16 protein-coding genes, 1 tRNA gene and 2 pseudogenes are annotated in these 23351 nt (G+C 43.6%); 4 read left to right on the top strand and 15 right to left on the bottom strand.

Annotated elements, in window-relative coordinates; all coding sequences use genetic code 11:
- Positions 1 to 14: 14 nt before the first annotated feature.
- Together B5G04_RS04300 and B5G04_RS04295 are read left to right on the top strand one after the other, a co-directional pair.
- Positions 15 to 1022: pseudogene (locus tag B5G04_RS04300) on the top strand (mobilization protein); the annotation flags it as partial.
- A gap of 139 nt (positions 1023 to 1161) precedes the next feature.
- A complete protein-coding gene (locus tag B5G04_RS04295) occupies positions 1162 to 2337 on the top strand; it encodes a hypothetical protein (protein ID WP_087212835.1) in 1176 nt (391 codons plus the stop codon).
- 184 nt (positions 2338 to 2521) lie between these two features.
- On the opposite strand, the gene B5G04_RS04290 is transcribed toward B5G04_RS04295, so the two are convergent.
- From B5G04_RS04290 to rbr, 3 genes are all read right to left on the bottom strand, one after another.
- Positions 2522 to 2595 (bottom strand) — tRNA-Asp (locus B5G04_RS04290).
- A 173-nt stretch (positions 2596 to 2768) separates the two neighbouring features.
- Positions 2769 to 4049: a phosphopyruvate hydratase gene (gene eno / locus B5G04_RS04285; RefSeq protein WP_087395952.1), complete on the bottom strand. Its 1281-nt coding sequence runs from the start codon at positions 4047 to 4049 to the stop codon at positions 2769 to 2771.
- A gap of 162 nt (positions 4050 to 4211) precedes the next feature.
- A complete protein-coding gene (gene rbr, locus B5G04_RS04280; RefSeq protein WP_013618245.1) occupies positions 4212 to 4790 on the bottom strand; it encodes a rubrerythrin in 579 nt (192 codons plus the stop codon).
- Positions 4791 to 5007: 217 nt separating this feature from the next.
- Here rbr and sulP point away from each other — a divergent pair, with 217 nt between their 5' ends.
- Positions 5008 to 6693: a sulfate permease gene (gene sulP, locus B5G04_RS04275; RefSeq protein WP_087395950.1), complete on the top strand. Its 1686-nt coding sequence runs from the start codon at positions 5008 to 5010 to the stop codon at positions 6691 to 6693.
- A gap of 216 nt (positions 6694 to 6909) precedes the next feature.
- Here sulP and B5G04_RS04270 read toward each other — a convergent pair whose 3' ends face one another.
- From B5G04_RS04270 to B5G04_RS04230, 9 genes are all read right to left on the bottom strand, one after another.
- The gene (locus tag B5G04_RS04270; RefSeq protein ID WP_087395947.1) at positions 6910 to 7182 is read right to left on the bottom strand and encodes a hypothetical protein; all 273 of its coding nucleotides are present in this window, start codon (positions 7180 to 7182) and stop codon (positions 6910 to 6912) included.
- Entirely contained in the window at positions 7179 to 7655 is a 477-nt protein-coding gene (locus B5G04_RS04265; protein WP_087395945.1) for a hypothetical protein, read from the bottom strand. The genes B5G04_RS04270 and B5G04_RS04265 overlap by 4 nt, the downstream gene beginning before the upstream one ends.
- Positions 7656 to 7965: 310 nt before the next feature.
- The gene (locus tag B5G04_RS04260; RefSeq protein ID WP_087395943.1) at positions 7966 to 8265 is read right to left on the bottom strand and encodes a hypothetical protein; all 300 of its coding nucleotides are present in this window, start codon (positions 8263 to 8265) and stop codon (positions 7966 to 7968) included.
- A gap of 193 nt (positions 8266 to 8458) precedes the next feature.
- The gene (locus B5G04_RS04255; RefSeq protein ID WP_087395941.1) at positions 8459 to 11803 is read right to left on the bottom strand and encodes a fimbrial protein; all 3345 of its coding nucleotides are present in this window, start codon (positions 11801 to 11803) and stop codon (positions 8459 to 8461) included.
- Between the two features lie 9 nt (positions 11804 to 11812).
- Positions 11813 to 13312 carry an Mfa1 family fimbria major subunit gene (locus B5G04_RS04250; protein WP_087395939.1) on the bottom strand — a complete coding sequence of 500 codons (1500 nt, stop codon included), beginning with the start codon at positions 13310 to 13312 and terminating at the stop codon, positions 11813 to 11815.
- Between the two features lie 8 nt (positions 13313 to 13320).
- Positions 13321 to 14397, bottom strand: a complete 1077-nt coding sequence (locus B5G04_RS04245) for a FimB/Mfa2 family fimbrial subunit (RefSeq protein ID WP_087395937.1) — start codon at positions 14395 to 14397, stop codon at positions 13321 to 13323.
- Between the two features lie 226 nt (positions 14398 to 14623).
- Entirely contained in the window at positions 14624 to 16642 is a 2019-nt protein-coding gene (locus B5G04_RS04240) for an Mfa1 family fimbria major subunit (RefSeq protein ID WP_087395935.1), read from the bottom strand.
- A 575-nt stretch (positions 16643 to 17217) separates the two neighbouring features.
- Positions 17218 to 18636 carry a DUF3868 domain-containing protein gene (locus B5G04_RS04235; protein ID WP_162614438.1) on the bottom strand — a complete coding sequence of 473 codons (1419 nt, stop codon included), beginning with the start codon at positions 18634 to 18636 and terminating at the stop codon, positions 17218 to 17220.
- A 19-nt stretch (positions 18637 to 18655) separates the two neighbouring features.
- Positions 18656 to 19234, bottom strand: a complete 579-nt coding sequence (locus tag B5G04_RS04230) for a DUF3575 domain-containing protein (RefSeq protein WP_087250754.1) — start codon at positions 19232 to 19234, stop codon at positions 18656 to 18658.
- 188 nt (positions 19235 to 19422) lie between these two features.
- Here B5G04_RS04230 and B5G04_RS19650 point away from each other — a divergent pair, with 188 nt between their 5' ends.
- Positions 19423 to 19713: a hypothetical protein gene (locus tag B5G04_RS19650; protein ID WP_158100038.1), complete on the top strand. Its 291-nt coding sequence runs from the start codon at positions 19423 to 19425 to the stop codon at positions 19711 to 19713.
- A gap of 364 nt (positions 19714 to 20077) precedes the next feature.
- Here B5G04_RS19650 and B5G04_RS04220 read toward each other — a convergent pair whose 3' ends face one another.
- The 3 genes and pseudogenes from B5G04_RS04220 to B5G04_RS04210 all read right to left on the bottom strand — a co-directional run bounded on the left by B5G04_RS04220 (position 20078) and on the right by B5G04_RS04210 (position 23288).
- Entirely contained in the window at positions 20078 to 20833 is a 756-nt protein-coding gene (locus B5G04_RS04220) for a succinate dehydrogenase/fumarate reductase iron-sulfur subunit (RefSeq protein ID WP_087249503.1), read from the bottom strand.
- 48 nt (positions 20834 to 20881) lie between these two features.
- Positions 20882 to 21244, bottom strand: a pseudogene (locus tag B5G04_RS04215) (four helix bundle protein).
- Between the two features lie 61 nt (positions 21245 to 21305).
- Positions 21306 to 23288 carry a fumarate reductase/succinate dehydrogenase flavoprotein subunit gene (locus B5G04_RS04210; RefSeq protein ID WP_013618091.1) on the bottom strand — a complete coding sequence of 661 codons (1983 nt, stop codon included), beginning with the start codon at positions 23286 to 23288 and terminating at the stop codon, positions 21306 to 21308.
- Positions 23289 to 23351 lie beyond the last annotated feature (63 nt).

Here is a 23351-nt window from a genome sequence, read left to right as displayed (position 1 = left end):
TTCCGCCAACGGGTCTGCAAATCTTTCTGCACAAGGACGAGGGACATTGGTTAAGCGGACTGCCCGAAGTGGATGACAAGGAGAGTTTCCAAGTAGGCGAAAGATGGTTCAAGCCCAATTACCATGCCCACATCGTATTCGATTGGATGAATCACGATACAGGCAAGAGCCGCAAGCTCAATGACGAGGATATGACCGAAATGCAGAGCCTGGCATCCGACATCCTTCTGATGGAGCGTGGTAAGTCAAAAGCCGTAACAGGCAAAGAACATCTGGAACGGAACGATTTCATCATTGAGAAGCAGAAAGCCGAACTGCAACGCATAGAAGCCGTAAAGCGGCATAAGGAACAGCAGGTAAACCTTGCCGAGCGGGAACTCCGTCAGGTGAAATCGGAGATACGCACGGACAAGCTCAAAGGCGCAGCCACCGATGCCGCTACGGTCATAGCAAGCGGAGTGGGTTCTCTCTTCGGCAGCGGGAAAATGAAGAAACTGGAGCAGTCCAATGAAGTATTGCGTCAGGAAATTGCCAAACGGGACAAGGGAATTGATGACTTGAAAGCCCAAATGCAGCGTATGCAGGAACAGCACGGCAAGCAGATACGCAACCTACAAGGAATACACAATCAGGAACTTGAAGCCAAAGACAAGGAAATATCACGGTTGAATGCTATTATTGAAAAAGCGTTCAAATGGTTCCCGATGCTCAAAGAGATGCTGAGAATGGAAAAGCTGTGCGCTGCCATCGGCTTCACCAAAGAAATGATAGAGAGCCTCCTGACCAAGAAAGAGGCTATTAGGTGCAATGGCAGGATTTATTCAGAAGAACACAGGCGGAAGTTTGACATCAGGAATGATGTTTTCAAGGTAGAAAGGAATCCGACCGATGACGGCAAACTGGTTCTGACCATAAACAAACAGCCGATTGGTGAATGGTTCAAAGAACAGTTTGGCAAGTTAGGGCATAGCTTCCGGAAAGCACCTAATGAACCGAGAAAAGGAGGTGGATTTAGATTATAAACATTAATTCACTCGTATCGAACAGAAGGAGTAATCAAAAAATGTTGGTTGCTCCTTTTTTATTTCTATTTTTGTGCCGCCTAAGTAAATAAAGAATCACAGACAGGCATTTCCCAAATGAATAAAATCTACGATTTGTATGTCAAAAGAAGAAAAACTGAATATTAAAGAACAAAATGACACAGCGATGGGCATTAAAAAAGTAAAAGTAAGAATCATGTGCAATGATTTCTTACGGACAATTATTAAGTATGAATGTCGAGGCTTTGCAATTTTACTCTTATTACTATTTGTGAGTCTTAACGTTTCGGGGCAAGCTGTCTTGCTTGACAAAACGACCGGTCAACGTATATCATACGCACAGATTCTAAATAGCAAAGGGGCAGTCATAGGTACGACGGATATAGATGGTACATTACCTCAAGACTTGAACGATGAAGTTGTTACTATTCAGCATATTGCCTATAAGCCTAAAAGTGTTAAATCATCTCTATTTAAGGAGGATATCCCTATTTATCTAAACCCCATTGAGTATCAGTTGAACGCAGTAACAGTTACGGCGAAGAATAGAGAATATATTCATCTCAAGACTTACTTCAGAAGTTATCAATTGAATGATTCCTGTATGAAATATTTCAGGGATGGATATTTGGATTTCTTTATTGACACAAAACATAAAGATGCGGAAAGATTTGCAATCAAGATTCGTAACTTCCAAAACGATTCATTGATAGATATGGACAAGGAAAGAGCAAATACTCTTGTAGATAAATACATTTACACACCCAGTTTGGATGGTCTCACTCTAATGGAAAGGTTGAAAAAAGAAGGTTGGAAATTTACTACTGATAGCATAGATAGCCGACTTCGATTAAATGAAGTGGTTGGAGGCGCAATAAGGATAGATACAATACAAAGAGTTTTACGAGTGGAATACGATGTACTTGCAACTAAAAAAAAGACTCCCAAAACACTTTTCGGTTACACTACTCGTCTCGAAAACTATTACCAGACAGAGAATTATATCTATAACCCGGAATATCAGTCTTATATGGATTTGATAAACAGAAAGAACTATAGAAAGTTGTTCTTTAGTCACAAAAAAGACATTAAAGAACAGATGATTGAAATCATTGATGAACTGTATGTTTTGGAACATGAGTATATTACAAAAGACGAAATGAAACTGTACAAAAAAACTTTGAAGTCAAAATTAGCCTCCCAAGTTAAGTGGAATATAGATAGCACAATAGTAACCCCATTAGCACCACAATTAGAGCAAGTATTAATAAATGACCTGTCGCAAGTTGAATAAAGATAGGGTTAGACAAATCATCAATACCGAGCGGAACTGTTAATGCCAAAATCAAGATAAGGGGCAAACTCAAGTAAGTTAAGCCCCTTTCTTTTTGCTTCTTAATGAAAAACACCCGACTTTACATTCTTGGGTGTAAAACCGAGTGTTTATTTTGTAAAACATTGATATCCAATGTTTATTGCGGTGCGTACGGGACTCGAACCCGTGACCCCATGCGTGACAGGCATGTATTCTAACCAACTGAACTAACGCACCATTTTGTTTTTCTTTCGTTGCTATCTCTCTCGATTGCGGTTGCAAAGGTACAACTATTTTTTAAACCTGCAATACATTTCCCTGTTTTTTTTCATTTTTTCTTCATTTTAGGGGGAAAAGGGGAGAATTTCAGCTGAAATCTCCCCTTTATAACAAGCTTCAAGTGATCTTTTTCATTTAATACGCTTATATCCGTATATTGCCAAGTCGCCCAATTCTTCTTCGATACGGAGCAACTGGTTGTATTTCGCCATACGGTCCGAACGGCTCAGCGAACCGGTCTTGATTTGTCCGCTATTCGTTGCTACAGCTATATCGGCTATGGTGGCATCTTCGGTTTCACCCGAACGATGGGATGTAACCGTAGTATAACCATGGCGGTGTGCCATCTCGATAGCATCCAGCGTTTCGCTAAGTGAGCCTATCTGGTTTACCTTTATCAATATGGAATTAGCACATCCCATGGCAATTCCTTTCGAAAGGAATTCTACATTGGTTACGAACAGGTCATCGCCTACCAGCTGGCAACGTCCGCCGATACGTGCCGTCAGTTTCTGCCAGCCTTCCCAGTCGTTTTCACTCATACCGTCTTCGATAGAATCAATCGGATACTTGTCAATCAGTTCTTCCAGATAAGCGATTTGTTCATCCGATGTACGTTTCTTTCCTTTTTCCCCTTCGAAAATGGTGTAATCGTATACTCCATCCTTATAAAACTCAGATGACGCACAGTCCATACCGATTTTCACGTCCTTGCCTGGTTCGTAGCCTGCTGCCCGGATAGCGGCAAGGATGGAGTCAAGTGCGTCTTCCGTGCCATTCAATGTCGGAGCAAAACCTCCTTCATCACCTACCGCCGTACTCAGTCCACGGTCGTGCAAAACCTTCTTTAAGGCGTGGAATACTTCTGCACCCATACGCAAGCCTTCACGGAACGAAGAAGCACCTACCGGACGAATCATAAACTCTTGGAATGCAATCGGGGCATCGCTATGCGAACCGCCATTGATGATGTTCATCATCGGAACCGGCATTACATACGTATTTACCCCTCCGATATAGCGATAGAGAGGAATGTGCAGGTAATTTGCAGCAGCTTTTGCCACGGCAAGCGAAACGCCCAAAATGGCATTGGCACCCAAATTCGATTTTGTCTTGGTGCCGTCCAATTCCAACATTTTCCGGTCGATGGCACGCTGTTCCAGTACAGACCAGCCCGTCAAAGCCGGAGCTATGACCGTATTGATATTCTCTACAGCCTTCAATACACCCTTACCGCCATAGCGTTTCGGATCTTTATCGCGAAGTTCCAACGCTTCGTGCTCGCCTGTAGAAGCCCCAGACGGAACCGAAGCACGTCCCATTATACCAGATTCCAGCATTACATCCACTTCTACGGTAGGATTGCCACGCGAGTCGAGCACTTCACGACCTATGATTGATTTGATTTTCATACATTTATTGATTTTAAAAGTTATTTTCTATGTCCGCAAAATTGCAAACTTTCATCTGTTTTGTCAATACCTGAAAGTAGGTATTTTAAACCGCAAGGGACACAGAAATACCCCTGTATCCCTGTGTCCCCTGTGATAAATTACCGAACTGTCAAGCAAGGCTTAATAGTTCGTTTTCTGCACTTCAAAGTAAGCTTGTGGATGCAAGCAAGCCGGACAAGTTTCGGGAGCTTCCGTACCTACATACAGGTATCCGCAATTACGGCATTGCCATACCACTTCGGTATCTTTCTTGAACACCTTACCTTCTTCTACATTCTTTGCCAGTGCAAGATATCTTTCTTCGTGCCCCTTTTCGGCAACAGCTATTTCACGGTACATCTTGGCGATAGCAGGAAATCCTTCTTCATCGGCAATATCAGCAAACTTCGGATAGTCCAGCGACCATTCCTCGTTCTCGCCTGCTGCAGCAGCCTTCAGGTTTTCCAGCGTAGTTCCGATGACACCCGAAGGATAGCTGGCTGTGATTTCCACCATTCCGCCTTCCAGCCATTTAAACATCCGCTTGGCATGTTCTTTCTCCTGGTCTGCAGTTTCGGTAAAGATAGCGGCAATTTGTTCATATCCTTCTTTCTTTGCCGCACTTGCAAAATAAGTGTAACGCATTCTTGCCTGTGATTCGCCAGCAAATGAAATACCCAGATTCTTCTCTGTTCTTGTTCCTTTAATACTTTTTCCCATAATCGTTAGTTATTTAGTGGTTAGACATTGTTTTCTTTTCAACATTACAAAGATAGCATTATTATTCAAATTTGTAATCGTTACAATTCATCTTTTATGTTCTATTAAGACTTTCTTGCCTTTTCTTGAAAGATTAACGGGAATGTAGTCGTTTATGTTCGGATAAATATATACTTTTGCACTTCTTTTTTATTATTTTAATTATTTCAATAGGTATATGAAGACATTTCAGTTTAAGCCGAAGCTGGTAGATACGCTTCGGAACTACACCCGGTCGGACTTCTCTACCGACCTGATGGCAGGCATCATCGTAGGCATCGTAGCCCTTCCGCTTGCCATTGCTTTTGGCATCGCTTCGGGAGTAAGTCCCGAAAAAGGCATCATCACCGCTATCGTAGCGGGATTCATCATCTCGCTTTTGGGCGGGAGCAAAGTACAGATAGGCGGACCTACGGGAGCCTTTATCGTTATCATCTACGGCATTATCCAGCAATACGGACTGGAAGGCCTGATGATAGCGACCTTAATGGCGGGCATACTCCTTATTATATTAGGAGTGTTCCGGCTTGGCACCATCATCAAGTTCATTCCCTACCCCATCATCATCGGTTTCACAAGCGGTATCGCCCTGACCATCTTCACCACACAGATAGCTGATGTATTCGGCCTGCAATTCGGAGGTGAGAAGGTGCCGGGCGACTTTATCGGCAAATGGATACTCTATGCACGCCATTTCGATACCGTCAACTGGTGGAACGTAGCGGTCAGCATAGCCAGCATCCTGATTATCGCGCTCACGCCCAAGTTCTCGAAAAAGATTCCCGGCTCGCTGGTAGCGATTATCCTTGTGACCGTAGCGGTATACCTGATGAAGATGTACGGAGGTGTAACCAGCATCGACACCATCGGCGACCGCTTCAGCATCCAGTCACAATTACCCGAAGCTACCGTACCTTCGCTCGACTGGGAAGCGGTGAAGAACCTTTTCCCCGTAGCGATAACCATCGCCGTGCTGGGGGCAATAGAGTCTTTACTCTCCGCCACCGTAGCCGACGGAGTCATCGGAGACCATCATGACTCAAACACCGAACTGGTGGCACAGGGCATTGCCAACATTATCTCACCCATCTTCGGCGGCATTCCTGCCACGGGAGCCATTGCCCGCACCATGACCAATATCAACAACGGAGGCCGCTCGCCGATAGCCGGTATCGTTCATGCCATCGTGCTTCTGCTCATCCTGATATTCCTGATGCCGCTCGCCAAGTTCATCCCGATGGCTTGCCTTGCCGGCGTATTGGTAGTAGTATCCTATAACATGAGTGGCTGGAGAGTATTCAAAGGGCTGTTGAAAAACCCGAAATCCGATGTAACGGTACTGCTCATCACTTTCTTCCTTACCGTGATATTCGACCTGACCGTTGCCATCGAAGTGGGGCTGGTCATCGCCTGTGTATCGTTTATGAAACGAGTGATGGAGACCACGCAGATATCGGTCATCACCGATGAAATCGACCCCAACAAGGAATCGGACGTGGAAACGCACGAAGAACACTTGGTTATCCCCAAAGGCGTGGAAGTGTACGAAATAAACGGACCTTACTTCTTCGGCATCGCCACCAAATTTGAAGAAATCATGGCACGGCTGGGCGACCGCCCGCAGATACGCATCATCCGCATGCGCAAAGTGCCTTTCATCGACTCTACGGGCATACACAACCTGACTACCCTGTGCGAGATGTCACAAAAGGAAAACATCCACATCATCCTTTCGGGTGTCAATCCGCAGGTGCACGCCGTATTGGAACGGTCGGGCTTCTATACTTTACTGGGCAAGGAAAACATCTGCAGCAACATCAACGAAGCACTCGATGTGGCACGGAAAGAGCTTGGCGTAAGCTGATGCCTTAATCTGTTAAAGACTTTTGAATAAGAAGGTACGTTTCTTAAAGCATGTTATAAAACACGTTTTTATAACCCTAATGCTTGCATATTTCCCAGAAGTCCGTACATTTGCAATGTGTTTTTCATAGTATTAGATTTAAGGTTAACAAAGGTTGGAGTACAGCGGTACTCCTTTTTTTATGCCCGTACATTTCGCGTGCCCCGATTCTCCAGACTATAAAATAAACTTCGTCGACCTTCGGTTCCTCATACTCAATACTTGCGAATTGCACGAGTTGTTGAGCGAAGCGAAAAAATCCGCAAAAACAGATATGGGATGATTCATCAAAGTGTTGCCTTGATGTTCTTTCAAGAACTTGTCACGAATCAGCAAACTGATTATGTGGAGGTAAATCTGTACTGACTTCCCGTGCTGATAAGCAAAATCTTTTATCCGGATGATACTATCCGCATCGAAAAACTTTTCGGGTTCTACAGATGCTGTCATAAACAATATTCTTGTACATCGTATGCCGTATTTACCCCCGGCAGCTCGATATTCTTCCGAATCTTTTCCCAGTTTTTGCTAATAATGCCATCTGCATCTATCTGCGTGGCAATTTCTTTACCCTCATTTGTCAACGATATGGGGCTGTGGCTTTGTATCAGGTTTGCGCCACCGTTGCACAGGAAATCTATGTTCTCTTTGATATATGACATATCTCTTCTTATCTCATCGATTTTGTTTTCTACGCTCTCAAACCGTCTTCGCGTATTATCCTCATTACGGTCAAGCGTGTTCAAGACGCGTTGTTCCATTTCCTGTTCGTCTTTCTCCAGCTCGGCATGTCTGGCATGTATCATCGTCACTTTCTTTGTAATGAAATACACTAACCAAAATGCGAGCATGATAACGGCAAAGGTGATTGCTGCCGATATTCCGAATGTGGCTGAAATGAATTTAAAAACCTCTTCTTGCATACTACAGACTATTTGATTAATGGTATTGCAAATATAGATATAATCTGCGAGATTCTACACCGACAGAATAAAGAAAACGTTTTTCTTTAGAGGAAAGATATAAAATTTCTGCCGGAAAGAAAAACGATGGTGTTGTTTTATTTGTTATAGTAGAACCAAATCGGTTTGTGGGAAATGGAACGCAGAGACACAGAGGTGCAAAGTTCTTTTCAATTGACAATTGATAATTGACAATTGCGATGTCGCACGGTTCATTGTCCATTGTCAATTGTTCATTGTCCATTGTCTTTGTGTTCAAAACCTAAATGCGTTATTCTGTAGTTGTTGGAGTGACTGCATAACAATAAACCATATTAGCCGAGGCATCTCCTCCGCCAGTGTTTCCCCGCATTCCCAGTTTTAAATAATATTGTTCCACTTCGCGGGCTACGCCCGAAGAGCCAGCAACACGATAAATCCACCAGAAATTTTCTTTCACATGATGTTCCTTAAACAATCTGTTCCGGGCATCGCTTGATATGCCGATATAGAAATCGGAATAATAACTTCGTCCGCTTTTCTGCAGATGCTCATTTATGTCTTTGATGATTTGTTCGTAACTATTTGCCACATCCTCAATGCTTTTATAACTTTGTCATTACTATTAAAAATCATGCTTTTGCAAACTTACGAATAAAACAAGAAAATATCAATAAATCAATAGCCGATTTTGTAATGGTCAAGCCAATACCAAAGCAATACAAGTACTCGACAAAATCCCACCACATAAACCTTGGTATTGTTTAATGTAGAGGGATATTCGTTTACTCAGTAACATCACGGACACAGCGGACAAAACCATCATTGTGGTTAGCAGATGTTCCTGTATCATTTTGACGTCTATCTGTTTCCAGATACAACAACCCTGACCATACGGAATACATAAAGCCAGGCCGATGGCCTCCATATTGACTGTCATATTCAAAACTAGTACTACAAACATAGTGCCGGTTTGTAAAATCTACAAAATTATTATCCATTTCATATTGATTATTATCCTTATATTGAGAGTTTGGATCGAACCAAATCATGCCAGTTTGCTGATCGTTTGGTATATTAATATACATTAGCATTAACTCTCGTTGATTTGGCATACGATACCCTTCAGGACAAACATTTTCGTTTTCATAATCAGCCCAAGAACCTAGTTCCCAACTATTACTATTTTCTTTCCAATTTAGCCAAAAATCTCGATTCTTAATCACTGCAAACTTCCGATAAGGACGATTGGTATAGTCACGTTCTGTATGACTGGGCAATTCTGCATCTTGCACAATAGCAGTGCGAATGGAATTGCTTTCCATTCCTTCCATACTAAGGATAATTTCTTGATAGGTTTCTCCATTATCGTTTGTATATGAATGGTTATCCGTAGATACGCTTACATAAGGATCAACTTCCGGAGATTTTTCCTCCAGACTGATACCTAAATTGCGAACACAACGATAGTGGTATCTACTGCTATTTCCAAACTTGTCTGCATCTACAATAGTTGTGTTATTCGTCCCTTCGCCATTATATCCAGTACTGCCAGACAATGCACCACGTGAAGCTCCCTCTTCAGCCCATATCACAAATGGGTCGTTAGGCGATCCGGTTTCTGTATTTCCACCAACATAATAAGTGCTGCTGGCCACATGTGACCGCACATTGCCTGTCCCATGATAGAGCCATGCCGATTCATTCAATGACCATTGACCTATCCAAATGTCTGTCAACTGGTCTATGGAAGCCAAATACCAACGTATTTCATCTTCGTCGACAATATTATTGCCATTTAAATCACGGTTACGGGCAATGCAAGCATACCAAATATTATTACGGTTTCCTTTCAGTTGCAATGTTCCATCATTATTAGGTTCACGACTATTGTCTAAATACATCAAATCGTCCCAATTCAAATTACGAGCTCCATTACTGCTATTATACAACACATTACGCGTATTAGGCAATCCATTGGCATTTTCATTTATATAAAGATTACCGTAAGATTCACCGGCAGGTGGATATGGACTTATAGGCCCGGTTTCGTTAATAGATTCAGTCCCCCAAGCTTCGGTAATTGCATCATCGTTCTCATTAAAGAATGTATAAATAGGTTTTTGCGTAATGGTAAATACGTTATCAGAAACAGATGTTTCGCCGTCTGGACTATAAATAGCTCCCGTAGTGCATAAATAGAGCATACGATTATCACGGTTTACTACATCTTTCCATAATTGTAAATTTACATCTTTATCATCTGTTTTGACTGTGAGAGGAGAACGATAATATACTTCGCGTGGATCATATACATAAACATATTCGTCTACAAAAGCTGTAATGATTACATCACCATTCCTATCAAAAATGGATGAAGCAGGATTTGTTCTTTTAGCTTCGGCATATAGATGGTTGACCAATTGATTGGCATCATACATAACCACTTTACCATTTGCAGGATATCCATCCCATTCAGGACGTGCTCCTTCTCCGCCAAACGGTGGTGCTGGTTGATAAGGGTCATTGGGATCACTTCCTGTGTAAGATTGATAACCTGGATATTTGGCAAAATCATCATTTTCTATATAACCAGCTTCTCGGTTAATCACAAATTGCACCCATTTGTAATCGTTAAGATTCAAGTCTGTTTGGAGGGATTCCCATTGTTCAAGTGTATAGTTATTTCTGTCAGTACTGATATTATTATTATTCTCTACAAATTGTTTTGTGTTAAAAGCCTTCATGCCACTTTGTAATGGAGTGCGTACAGCCCACGACAATCCCCTTAATATATCTTGTTTATTCAATACAAAGCGTGTGCGCCCATAGTGCGCATCCATTTCTGCCACTGCTTCACCTGAGAAAATCACATCACCTTCTACACCAGGACGTTGTTCTTCTCTATCGTCTTGCACTTCCACTCGCATTTTCTCCACACCGGCAATTTCTACTGTATAAGTATAATGAGTGTTTCGTTCCGTACGATAATTGTTTACATATTCAGGGTCATTCCAATTTGAACTTCCTCCCGTGCTGCCTAAATGAACTGTATATTCAGCATCAGCATACACATACCTTTGCTTTTCATTATCAAAATAAGATAATGTTCCATGAAATACTACGTAAGTAGAATTGGTGTTTGCGTATTCAAATTCTCCATTTTCCTCTTCTTTCCCTGGTTTATTGGGGTCGATAATGCCTGTTTCTTTTTCTCTTTTTTCACGCAACGCATATAAGTTCTCTACTTCTTTATTTGCATCTGTGTCCGTTATATTTTTCTTGGGACTTAGCCTATTTTCAGCCAAATAGAACTCAAATATATAATTGCCGCTTTCGTCCTGTCCTTCTACATTACGCTGAACATCATATTCCTCATCAGACATGGAAACATAGTTCAATCCGTTTTCTTCTGTATAATCTTCATCATGAGGAAATACGTATGTATGCTGAGGTATATTTTCAACCCAATAGCGATCTGGTATAAAATTAAGTCCTTCCGCGCCTTTTATCTTAAATGTAATTCGCGCATCCACTCTTTCCAATTCTATTACCGGCTGATTATGTATACAGGTTTCAGCTCCTCGTATATTGCCGCGTTCATCTACATCTATTTGTGTACTTCCAGAAGACAATCCCATCTTTCCAGACATCAGAAAATAGGAACGCTCGATATTGGTAGGAATCAATAAACTTGAAGTTTGTTCCAATAATTCATCTTCACTTTCTATCCTTGCAAGCTCGTTTGCTCCCAATGTACCTGAACCACTGGTAGGATTGGCAATAGCATAAAAACGCTTGTCGTAACCGGAATGCATCGAAAAACTTGTGACAGAGGTTATACAACTTTCTGTAGATGAATTTATCGTAAACAATTGCTTGTTGTCCAGCGAACCGTCAGAGTTAAATACAAAAAGATATACACGGTTCACCGTACGTTCCGTTGTTTCGCTTTCGGCTGCACGACTTGCTATCTTCGAAGCAGAAACCCCAAAATCCAACGAAACTGTTACAGGCACTCCCTCACGAATAAAATTATTTTTCTGCAAATCCCATTCATCTGTACAAGCAACAATCATTGCCATTGTAACCAAACTGATAATGTATATCTTGAATAACTTCATATTCATTCCCCCATATTAATCAAAAACAGGAACTTCTATATCCTTTATGTTCCAAGGTTTAACTTGAAAATGCACCTCAGTATTTATTTCTTCCACATTGCTATCCGGTTCGGGTGTACCTAACTGACTGATACTATTTACATACAACTGATATATATTGTTACGCACAATCGCATATTCCATTGGACTAATGACATTGGTATTTTCACCATCTGCATGACGTATCCAATAAACATAATAACAACACCCGTTAAGAAAAACATCACAACCGTCAATATCGCCCCATGCACTTTGGTTTTCTTCTGTAAAGGTTTCGGGGAAAGCATCCATTAAAGCATCCGCCGTATAAAGGGTCGAACCGTTTCCATTGCGAGAGGTATAACGATAGAATGTCTCTCCTTCAGAAAATCCGGCAGGCGTATATTGTGCCTTAAACATAATGCCCGTAGCATATCGTTGGATTCCATCTGTTTCTGACAATTGCGCTGTTGTATTTATGTTTTCACGGGCATAGCTGAGGCGATAATAGGTTCTCCCTCCCTGCTCGGAAGTAACATTGTTCCCTATAGGATTGGCAAAATCATTCTCTATATCCCAATTCACATACTCCATATAATAATAGGTATAATGCGAATTATGTTTCCCTGGAACTGTCAGTGGGTCTAATACATAATTACTGGCATCTGCTGCCTCATCGCCCAAATAGGTCACATCACTTAATGTAATAACATTGTTCGTTACCCGTTTAAAAGCATACGTATCGCCTGCATAACGGTTTACCAAAGCAGCACCAAGTATCTTTACTTTATCTTTCTCATTTTGACTGGGATTTCCTCCTTCGCTCGGCATATTGTTTCCACTTATTTCATATTCATTTCCCCACGCACAATCCACCCGTGCCGTCATCCGTTCTACATCAACCGATACCCATGTCTGATTGTATTCGGAATTGTTGGCACGTATTTCTATTTCTCCGCTGTCTTTTTCCGAAGCCATCAGAAACCATTGTTCCGTATCGTGTGTAACGATGACTTCATTAAAAGTCTTATTTTTTAATCCTTCTATATCAGTAATCTCATTTGTTAAGTCTCCAGCATTCGCTATCACCAGCACGTGATACGTATTGCCTACATACAGTCCTTCGATTTCCTTTTGCACGGTGTAACGCGTGATGTTTCCCGATGCTTCCGGAGTAATCTCTTTTTCACTGAAATAGGCAGAAGCATTGATTGTTGTCGCATTGTTCAAGTCATCATCCAAAAAGAATACCGTCAAGTCATGCACCATGTTCTCATCGCCTGTTCCCGATTGTTTAGACAAATCATCGTCTTCTCCCGGTGTAGGCACTCTTGAAGCATTGCTGCCGCCCGTATTCACTACCACACTTACATACACGCCGCTGCCTGCTTCCTCTTCTTCTGCGGGAGAAGCGGGAAGCGTGTCGTCCTTGCAGGCAGTGACGAGCAGTGCCAGCAGGAAGGGGAGGAGGAGGTATGTCAGAGCGTTTCGTTTCATGGTTTTGCTTAGTCTAATGATACATTCTGGATGCGCTTGCTCCAGCCGAGGATGCCGATGGATACTTCGGCGTATTGCCACTCGCCACCTTGCAGGAAGAAGGTGAGGCGGAAGTCGTAGCCGCGGTCGAGGAACTCTTGGAGGGAATAACGCTGCGTTTCATCGTAGTTGCGAAGCTGACCCAAGAGGTTGCACAGGTCGGCTTCTATCACTGTATGGTCTGTGTCGCGGTGGCGGATGACGAGGCGTGCACGGTCTTCTTCGGCGCCATCGGCATAGAGACGTGAGGTCATGAAGTCGGCATGTGCCGTGCGTCCGGCGTCCGACCTTGCTGCCGAAGCATCGGTGTCCGAGGTGTTCCAAGTGGCGTAGGGCGTATAGATAGCCGTGCGTGCTTGGGCAGATGCTTCCAGGTCGTGCGTTGCCGGGCTGTATGCCATGGTCAGGTCGCGGTGGTAAATGAAGAAATCATAGTCGGCAACGTCCATGGTTTCGGGACGGTCTATCTCACGCAAGGATACGGATATCGACTTGGTGTCGCGCACCAGCGAAAGTGTATCGTAAGCATAGCCTTCGGCAGAGACGTAAAGAGGCGTTGCGCTGACGGCGTGCCAAAGCGTGTCCAGCGGCAAGTTGCCATGGGGCACCGTGGCGAAGCCGTTGCCCAAGTCTTGATGTGCCAGCGATACACTGAAGTCGTCTATCCCGTCTCCGGCATCGGGTGCCGACCAGGTGAAGTTTGCTCCGGGTCCGGCTTGCAGCTCGTCGAAAGAACGCTGCTGGGCTACGGCTAGGAACTGATAGTTTCCTTGGGGCAAATCGAGGTACAGGCAGGGCTGCGTGCGGCGGAGATTTGGCTCGATATAGGAAGTGACAAAGCGTCCTTCTTCATCGTAAACAAATACGCCTACGCTACCCACGTGGCCGATCATGTCGGCACGCTGCAGGTTATAGTCGTACTTGAAGCTAAGGCATACGCCGTGTTCGCATCCGCTGCGGTCGTCGTACATCCAGTCGGTGCAGGCGGAAAGGGTGATTCCAGCCCACAGGATAGCCAGCATTCGTAGGGTATATATCGCTTTCATTTAATAATTAACAATTAATAATTAATAGTTAATAATGAACACTATGGCACAGAGGGTAATTAATAATTAATAATGAACACTATGGCACAGAGGTTTTCTTTTCTAATTTAATGAAAATCAATTGTCACGCTGAACGCAGTGAAGCATCTCGGATGCGCCCACGTGGATGTTCACGAGATCCTTCGCTCCGCTCAGGATGACATTGCTTATATTTTCTTTTATAAAATTAGAGTTCTACGTTTTGAGAACGTTTTGCCCACGAGAGGACGTTGATTTCGGCACGGATGTAACCTTCTTCACCATCATTAGGATTGTTTACATCTGGCTTGTCAATGCCGGGTTCACCTGGACCGCTGATTCTCGTGATATTGATTTCATACCAGTTATTGCGAACCACTCCATAGCGTCCCAAATGTTGTATACCTTTTGTTTCTCCGGCTACCCATGGTGTTTCCGTATCGCTGAAGTGACGGATATAAAGGTCATCATAGTAATAAGCAACTCCACCTTTATAGAACTTGATTGGACCAACAGCATTCCAAATGGCTTGCTTTTGGACTTCTTTATTTGTATTATCTGTAAAATTAAATAAACTTTCAAGATCTATCAGGTTGTTATCGTCTTCATGCAAACCATACGTTCCACCGTTTACTGATTTGAGATCTCGTAAACTAATATCAGAATCGTCTATTTTGGCAGCATTTTCTTCCCCTAATAAGTCATTAGCTGCATCTTTAACATAGTCAAGTATGCTTTCTACTGTTGTGCCTGTTTCACCATTTACTGTTCCTATATTTTCATCAGCAGGATATTTGGTTTCATTAGTTCCGCAGATAAAAAAGTGTTGTGCAGAAGGGTTTGCTTGATTCCCAAATTTTGTCAGATACTGTGTTTTCAGCACTACCGTTGTGCTATAACCATTGTTTTGAATATCATAATTCATGGTATTTTCTAAACAGTATAATGCATGGTCATCCGTTTCAGTAGCATCATTGTATGTGTTTGGTTCCCATTCTATAGACTCTGTAATGTTTGTACCATCCCCGTCTACAATATTACCTTCTGAATTGGTATAAAATATATTAAAATCACCAGCTGTATTATCACCAGAAGCATAGTTTCCATCTTTAGCCCAATATATACGAAATTTGTTGTTTTGGGATGTATAATCCATTGGAATTACTTCTGTTCCTACGAAACGGGTAATATTATTTGTAATACTACCAGTAGGAATCTCCATCCAATTACCTGAAGCCGTTCCGAATCCCTCTACATTACGTACAAGTGAGGTTAATTTATTCGTTACATTTAGTGCCCAACCTTCAAGTACTACTATATCGCCACTATAAACACTACCTTCTTGGGCTGTTACGTTAATTCTTTTGCCTACTGGGTCATTTTCTTGCCCTCCGTTAGTATCTAATATGCTAGAGGCTATGTTTAATGTTACTTTGGCCGCTACACGTTCTACATAAATGCGATTAGGAGTTGCTGCACTAGCAACACTTTCTAACGGATAAACATTAACTTCTACTAATGTTGAGGCTGCTAAAGCAGGGGCGTTAGAAGTATTATCAGTAAGGGTGTTATCGTCTGTACCGGCTCTATTAGATAACGGTGAGTTCGTCATCGTAAATTTGTTATAGTTATTGCCTGTATAAGTTTCTAAGAGCTGATCCTCCAAGGCTTTTGTAAAGTCTGCCAATGTGCTTGAAGTACTAATTTGTGGAGCTAACTTTTGAATTGTTAAGTTATGATTTGCATCAACAGTAACATTTGATGGTTTGTTGAGAATGACCAATGCATATAGTTTTTCACCATCATCTGTATTTACCATCGGTGCTTCTGTTACAATTGTATAATGTTCTGTAACTTGTGGTCTTTCACCGTCTTGAGGTGTGAGAGCACCTAAATTGTAAGCACCTGCAAAAGTAGCCTCTGTATCTGGATTTGTTTTATCTTTTGCTAATTTAAAGAAAACAATAATACCATCTTCTACAGCATATTCATCAGCCACTCCATCGTCAAGAATTACATCGTTGTCGTCTGTGTTCGTTCCATCATCGTTAGCTCTTGATATTCCACCGCTCGTAGTAGGCATATTAACCGCCACTTTCACATAGCCTTCTCCTGTAGCAGGAGTAGTCCCACCCGCATTTCCTGCGCCTGTGTCTTCCAAATTGTCGCTACATGCGGCGAACATGCCAGCCGCGAGCAACATTGCTAAATACTTCACTTTTTTCATAATCGTAGTATAATTAAATTAGTAATCTCTTTTTTAGTTGGCTAAGTTTTTAATACACTTGTTACCTTTTGCCTTCGAACTCATGGGAAATACGGGAAAAAGGGAACTGGTCTTATGAAAAAAGACTATGATATATGACTTTGGCAAGAAAGCAGCTTTCGCAGTACCGGGAGGTTCAGTCCTCGCAAAATCCTAAGGGCTCAGGACTGCAGTCCTTATAGTACTAGGACTGGAGTACCGGTGCAATGAAACAGCAGTCCTACTGCATTGGGACTGGCGGATTGATTGTATTATTCGAAAAAGTCAGTAGTATGACTAGGAAACTGTTTTGAAATTCTACAAAAAATCTAATGGATTCCGCAATTAGCCAACGTAGGGGCGCATTGGGCAAAATGCGAATATTCATTTAAACTTATCACTGCAAAGTTAATTGTTTTTCCCGTATTTCCCAATAAGTCAAAGAACGAAAGTTATCTCTATCAAAACCACTCTCTTTTCTTTCACCACCGATTACACAGATTTTTTATTGGCAATGAAAAATTAATTATTCAATCTGTGTAATCTGTGGTGAGCCTTCAAATGCCCGACAGGTTGGCTTGGGCTTCCTCCAGTCCGGCTTCGGAAGCTTGGTGGAGCCAGCGGACGGCTTCATCGTACCGTTCCAGCATACGTAAGGCTACGCCCCGTGCATTGGCTGCCTGCGGACTGTCGCCCGCTTTCATCAGGTAAGGCATGGCCTGCTGCGCTAGTCCTTGTTCGAGCAAGGCATTTGCCGCATTGAGGTTTGCCACCGGGTCGGTAGGGTAGTATTGCACGGCTATCTGGAACACCTCGATAAACTCCGGACTTCCGGGACGGTAGGTCTGCGCCACGGCAAACATTTCCTGTAGCGAAAGGTTCTGCGGGCGGGTGCGGATGACCTGCTTCGCCTCATCGGCATTGAATCCGCGTATCACATAATCGATGCGGTAATCGGAACGGCGCAGTCCGGGATAGCAGTCGGCAAGCAGGGTGCGGTATGCCTGCGGATAAGCCGAACGCAAACGCCGCTCTTTGGCATCAGGCTCATCTTTACTATCGATTATCTCCAGGATGCCTTCCTTATCGGCAAGGCTGCTTCCGGCTACGTAGGCACGCAGCCCTTCCCAGTTCTCGGGCTCGCTGTCTACGGCAAACAAGCTGTCGGCCAGCCCGTAACGGTTCATGATATATCCTTTTAATGCCTCGGTACGGCCTTCTGCCAGACGTGCATTCGAACGGTAAGTGCCTTCGGGCGAAGCATATCCCTTGACGTATATCTGCACGATATTCACGTCTTTATCGGCACGCACACTGTCTATCGTGGCACGTATCTTTGCCAGTTCTGCCGGATTACGCCGGTAATCAGGGTAAATTTCGGTCTTGTTGACAGGAAAATCGAGGTAAGCACGGCCGCTGAGCTGACGGCTCTTTACAGTCTCGACCTGCGGAGCAATGTATGCCAATGCCGGATGCCACGCAATATCTGCTACGGCAAGGGGCTGCTGCATGGTGTTTATTACTTGTCCGCACCCGCATTCGTCCTTACCCAGATAGAGCGACGCACCTTCCATCCACGGCTGGTAGGGCAGGACTGCCTGATAGGGAAGCCGGGACGGCATCCCTTTACCGGCTTTCACCACGCGGCAAGGCGTTCCGGCATAAACAAGCGAATCATTACGCAGGTAATACAGGTAACGCTTGCGACCCATCAGTTCGACGGAGGGCAACCATTGCCCGCCGCTTTCTCCCTTGAAAAACGGCTGAAGCACCAGCGAACGGTTGGAACGTATCTGAAGGCTATCGAGACGGAACAGCAATGTGATGCGTACACTGTCGCGCACACGGCTGATCTGTACGTCATCGACACCGACAGCATTGCCCGCCGATGGTACCTGTGCAAAAGACATGAGTGGCAACAAAGCCAACCCGCTCCCGAACAAATAAGATAATATGTTACGTGTCATTCTTTTCATATCCACCGCCTCCCTTCCGTTAGAATACATAAATGAGATTGACCGCTGCTTTGGTAGGTCCCACATAATGGTGTGGCTTGTTGTTTTCCAGCTGCTCTCCGCAGCGCGGACACTCGTACTTATCTGCCTGAGTATAGACATATCCGATGCCTATCTCAGCCTCTACACTCCAATGCCTGCCCAGCATCCAGTGGTATCCGTAGGCTATGCCTGCCCCTACCAGCCAGCCTTCGTAGCGGTGTTCTTTCAGCTGTCCGAAATCGGTACCCAGGAAAGTAAAGTCTGTATTCCAGTTTCCCATATTATAGATGCCGCCTACAAGATGCGCACCGACAAAATGTCCGTTAAAACGTTCGCACAGCCAATAGCGTGCTTCGGGCTGCAGCACCCAGTGTTTCCATTTCTTATTATCGCTGAAAGTCCATGCATTGAGATTCCCCGATATGTCTACAGTCCATTTCGGAGCCACTTTAAATTCTATACCAAGATTTGCTGTTGCGGTTATGTCGTATAATAAATTAGTCTTTACCACCACATTCTGTGCAGATGCGGTAAGACTTGCCACGACCAGACAAATACTTACAATTAGTAATCTCATACTGAACTTTTTTAATCTCTATCGAACCTCTATCAAAACGGGGTAAATGTAGTAATTAATTACCAAATACAAATATATTTAAGATACAAGTGTTTAATTTTTAAAACATATTAACGAATAGAGAGGGATAAATTAACAAGTTGTAAAATAACGGATAATTTCAGAAGCTATTTTGAATTTATCGTGCGATGATTTGGGATGAGTTTTTGAGGCATTTTCGCTTCTGTGATGAGGAAGATAGCGGGCTATCTGACGAAGAACAGGAGCGAAAAGGACCAAAAAATCGCCCAAAGCACACACGAAAACAGATACATCAAGCCAAGAAAAACTTTTTGGAGAAATTCAAAACAGCTTCTCAAGATAAGGAGTTATTCCAAGGAGTTAAAGGGAGTGAGAAGCCAATACTTTTACTAATGAAAATCCTAACAGAACCATTGTCCTTTAACTCCTGTGAGCGAAGCGAACATAACTTCTTCTAACTCCTTTTCATACCATTGGCATTTTGCAGATATTCAGAAACTGTTCCCAAGAACAAAAAAAATGGGAGAACGCTTTCTCCCAACCTTGTTAACCTTAAATCTAATACTATGAAAAAAATCACTTTGCAAATATAGTCATTCAGCTTGATTCTTCCAACATTATACAAGGATATTACAAATAGTTTAAAATTCTTTTGCATAGCTCCCGGACATTCATAAAAAACGAGTTGACAAGAAGACTTGGATTTAAATCCTTATCAACTTGTCAACCCGCCAAATATTCAGTGCCTGGTACCTAGTATCTAGTACCTAGTCACCTAGTACCTAGTCAACTAGTCACCTAGCCTCTGGCACCTAAAAATCATCAGTCTTTCAGTTTTGCCTTGATGAAGTCGCGGTTCAAACGAGCGATGTTGCTGATTGAAACGTTCTTCGGACATTCAGCTTCACAAGCACGGGTATTGGTACAGTTGCCGAAGCCCAGTTCGTCCATCTTGGCAATCATGGCTTTCGCACGGCGCAAAGCTTCCGGTTTACCTTGCGGCAACAGATTCAGCTGGCTAACCTTTGCTGATACGAACAGCATTGCCGAACCGTTCTTACAAGCAGCTACACATGCGCCACAACCGATACAAGAAGCAGCATCCATCGCTTCGTCAGCCACTTGTTTCGGAATCAGGATAGCATTGGCATCCTGAGGAGCGCCTGTACGTACACTGATGAAACCACCAGCCTGCATAATCTTGTCGTAAGCCGTACGGTCTACCATCAAGTCTTTGATAACCGGGAAACCAGCCGAACGCCACGGTTCAACGGTAATGACATCGCCATCGTGGAAACGGCGCATATAGAGCTGGCAGGTAGTAGCACCTGTTGCAGGTCCGTGCGGATGTCCGTTGATATACAGAGAACACATACCGCAGATACCTTCACGGCAATCGTGATCGAATACTACCGGTTCTTTACCAGACTCAACCAACTGCTCGTTCAAGATATCCAACATTTCCAGGAACGAAGTATCGCCCGGGATATCTTTCATCTGGAATGTATCGAAATGACCTTTTTCCTTCGGTCCGTTCTGACGCCAAATTTTCAGCGTAAATGATATATTTTTGTCCATTGTTTTTATTTTTAAGGTTACTAGGTACCAGGTACCAGGTAACTAGGTTTAAAATACAAATGACTTACGTTTGTTTATCAAAGCCGTCAACATTTTTATTATTTCACTGTTCATGCTGTCCAGCTCTTGATATTGTGCATCCGAAATATATGCAATATCCTTACAAATAAGAAGCTGCGTTTCCAATTCTTATGCAGATCCTAAAGCCATATATAGGAAATGAATCAACTCTTTATCATACCCTCTGCCGAATCCTTCTGCAATATTTGACGGAATCGATACGGCAGCACGGCGCATTTGGGAAGTGATTCCATATATTTCTTCTTTAGGGAAAGCCTGAGTTACCAAGTAAAGACACTTGACCATTTCCATACTTTTCTGCCAAACGACCAATTCTTTATGGGTCCTCATAAGCTTATACTATTTAAAACCTAGTCAACTAGTCAACTTGTACCTTGTCAACTGAAATTAATTAACTCTTATAATTTCTTGTCTGAACTTTAATAGCTTCGTAAACCAGCGGTTCCTTGTAGAGAACCGGAGCTTTATCATCCGAGCCTTGGTATTCCCAGCAAGATACATAGAAATAGTTGGCATCATCACGTTTAGCTTCGCCTTCTTCAGTTTGATATTCTTCACGGAAGTGACCGCCGCACGATTCGTTACGGTTCAATGCATCGTATGCAATCAGTTCACCCATGGTGATGAAGTCGTTCAAGCGGATTGCCTTATCCAATTCTACGTTCAGACCTTCTTTCTTGCCCGGAATGAACAAGTTGGTTTCGAATTCCTTGCGGATATCTTTCAGCTTCGCAAGAGCAGTCTTCAGTCCGGCTTCGGTACGTCCCATACCTACGTATTCCCACATGATGTGGCCCAGTTCCTTGTGGATAGAATCTACCGAGCGTTTGCCCTGGATTCCCATCAGGTGGTCAATCTTAGCCTGGACAGCCTTTTCTGCTTCCTCAAATTCCGGCAAGTCGGTAGAGAAGCGGGGAACAGTGATTTGGTCTGCCAGATAGTTCTGGATGGTGTAAGGCAATACAAAGTAACCATCGGCAAGTCCTTGCATCAAGGCAGAAGCACCCAGACGGTTTGCGCCGTGGTCGGAGAAGTTACATTCGCCGATAGCAAACAGACCCTTAATGGTAGTCTGCAATTCGTAGTCTACCCAGATACCACCCATGGTGTAGTGGATAGCCGGATAAATCATCATCGGGTTGTAATATTTTACGCCGTTGATTTCGTTTGCCAATTTGCCCGGGTTCACATCGGTGATTTCTTCGTACATATCGAAGAGGTTTCCGTAACGCTGGCGCACTACATCCAATCCCAGACGTTCGATACTTTCAGAGAAGTCGAGGAATACAGCCAAGCCGGTATTGTTGACACCGAAACCGTGGTCGCAACGTTCCTTAGCCGCACGGCTGGCAACGTCACGCGGAACCAAGTTACCGAATGCCGGATAACGGCGTTCCAAGTAATAGTCACGGTCTTCTTCCGGAATGTCACTGCCTTTCTTGGTACCAGCCTGCAAAGCCTTGGCATCTTCCAGCTTCTTCGGAACCCAGATACGTCCGTCGTTACGCAACGATTCAGACATCAAAGTCAACTTAGACTGCTTGTCGCCGTGTACCGGAATACAAGTCGGGTGAATCTGCACGTATGCCGGATTAGCGAAGAACGCACCTTTACGGTAGCAAGCCATTGCAGCCGAGCAGTTACATGCCATCGCATTGGTAGACAAGAAGTAAGTATTACCGTAACCACCGGTAGCGATAACTACAGCATGTGCAGCAAAACGTTCCAGTTTACCGGTTACCAGATTCTTGGCAATGATACCGCGGGCACGGCCGTCGATGATTACCACATCTTCCATTTCATAGCGAGTATACAGCTTGACTGTGCCTGCACCTACCTGACGGCTCAATGCCGAGTAAGCACCCAACAGCAACTGCTGTCCGGTCTGTCCTTTGGCATAGAATGTACGTGACACCTGTGCTCCACCGAACGAACGGTTTGCCAGCAGACCTCCATATTCGCGTGCGAAAGGTACACCCTGAGCCACGCATTGGTCGATGATGTTGTTCGAAACTTCAGCCAAACGATAAACGTTTGCCTCACGTGCACGATAGTCACCACCTTTTACAGTATCATAAAACAGACGATATACAGAGTCGCCATCGTTCTGATAATTCTTTGCAGCATTGATACCACCTTGAGCAGCGATAGAGTGAGCGCGGCGCGGAGAATCCTGAATACAGAAGTTAAACACACGGAAGCCCATTTCGCCCAAAGAAGCGGCTGCAGAAGCACCTGCAAGACCTGTTCCTACCACGATGATATCCAAACGACGTTTGTTGGCGGGGTTCACCAGTTTCTGGTGAGCTTTATAGTTGGTCCATTTTTCAGCTATCGGACCTTCAGGAATTTTAGAGTCGAGTATATTAGCCATAATTGTTTTCTTTTTTAGTTGACTAGGAACTAGTTGACTAGTTGACTAGGTTTTTTCATCCTT

The organism is Bacteroides sp. An51A, from assembly GCF_002161565.1.
Classification (GTDB): Bacteria; Bacteroidota; Bacteroidia; order Bacteroidales; family Bacteroidaceae; genus Phocaeicola; species Phocaeicola intestinalis.
Note: the sequence above shows the minus strand (reverse complement) of the source record. Positions and strands in the feature narration are given on the sequence as shown.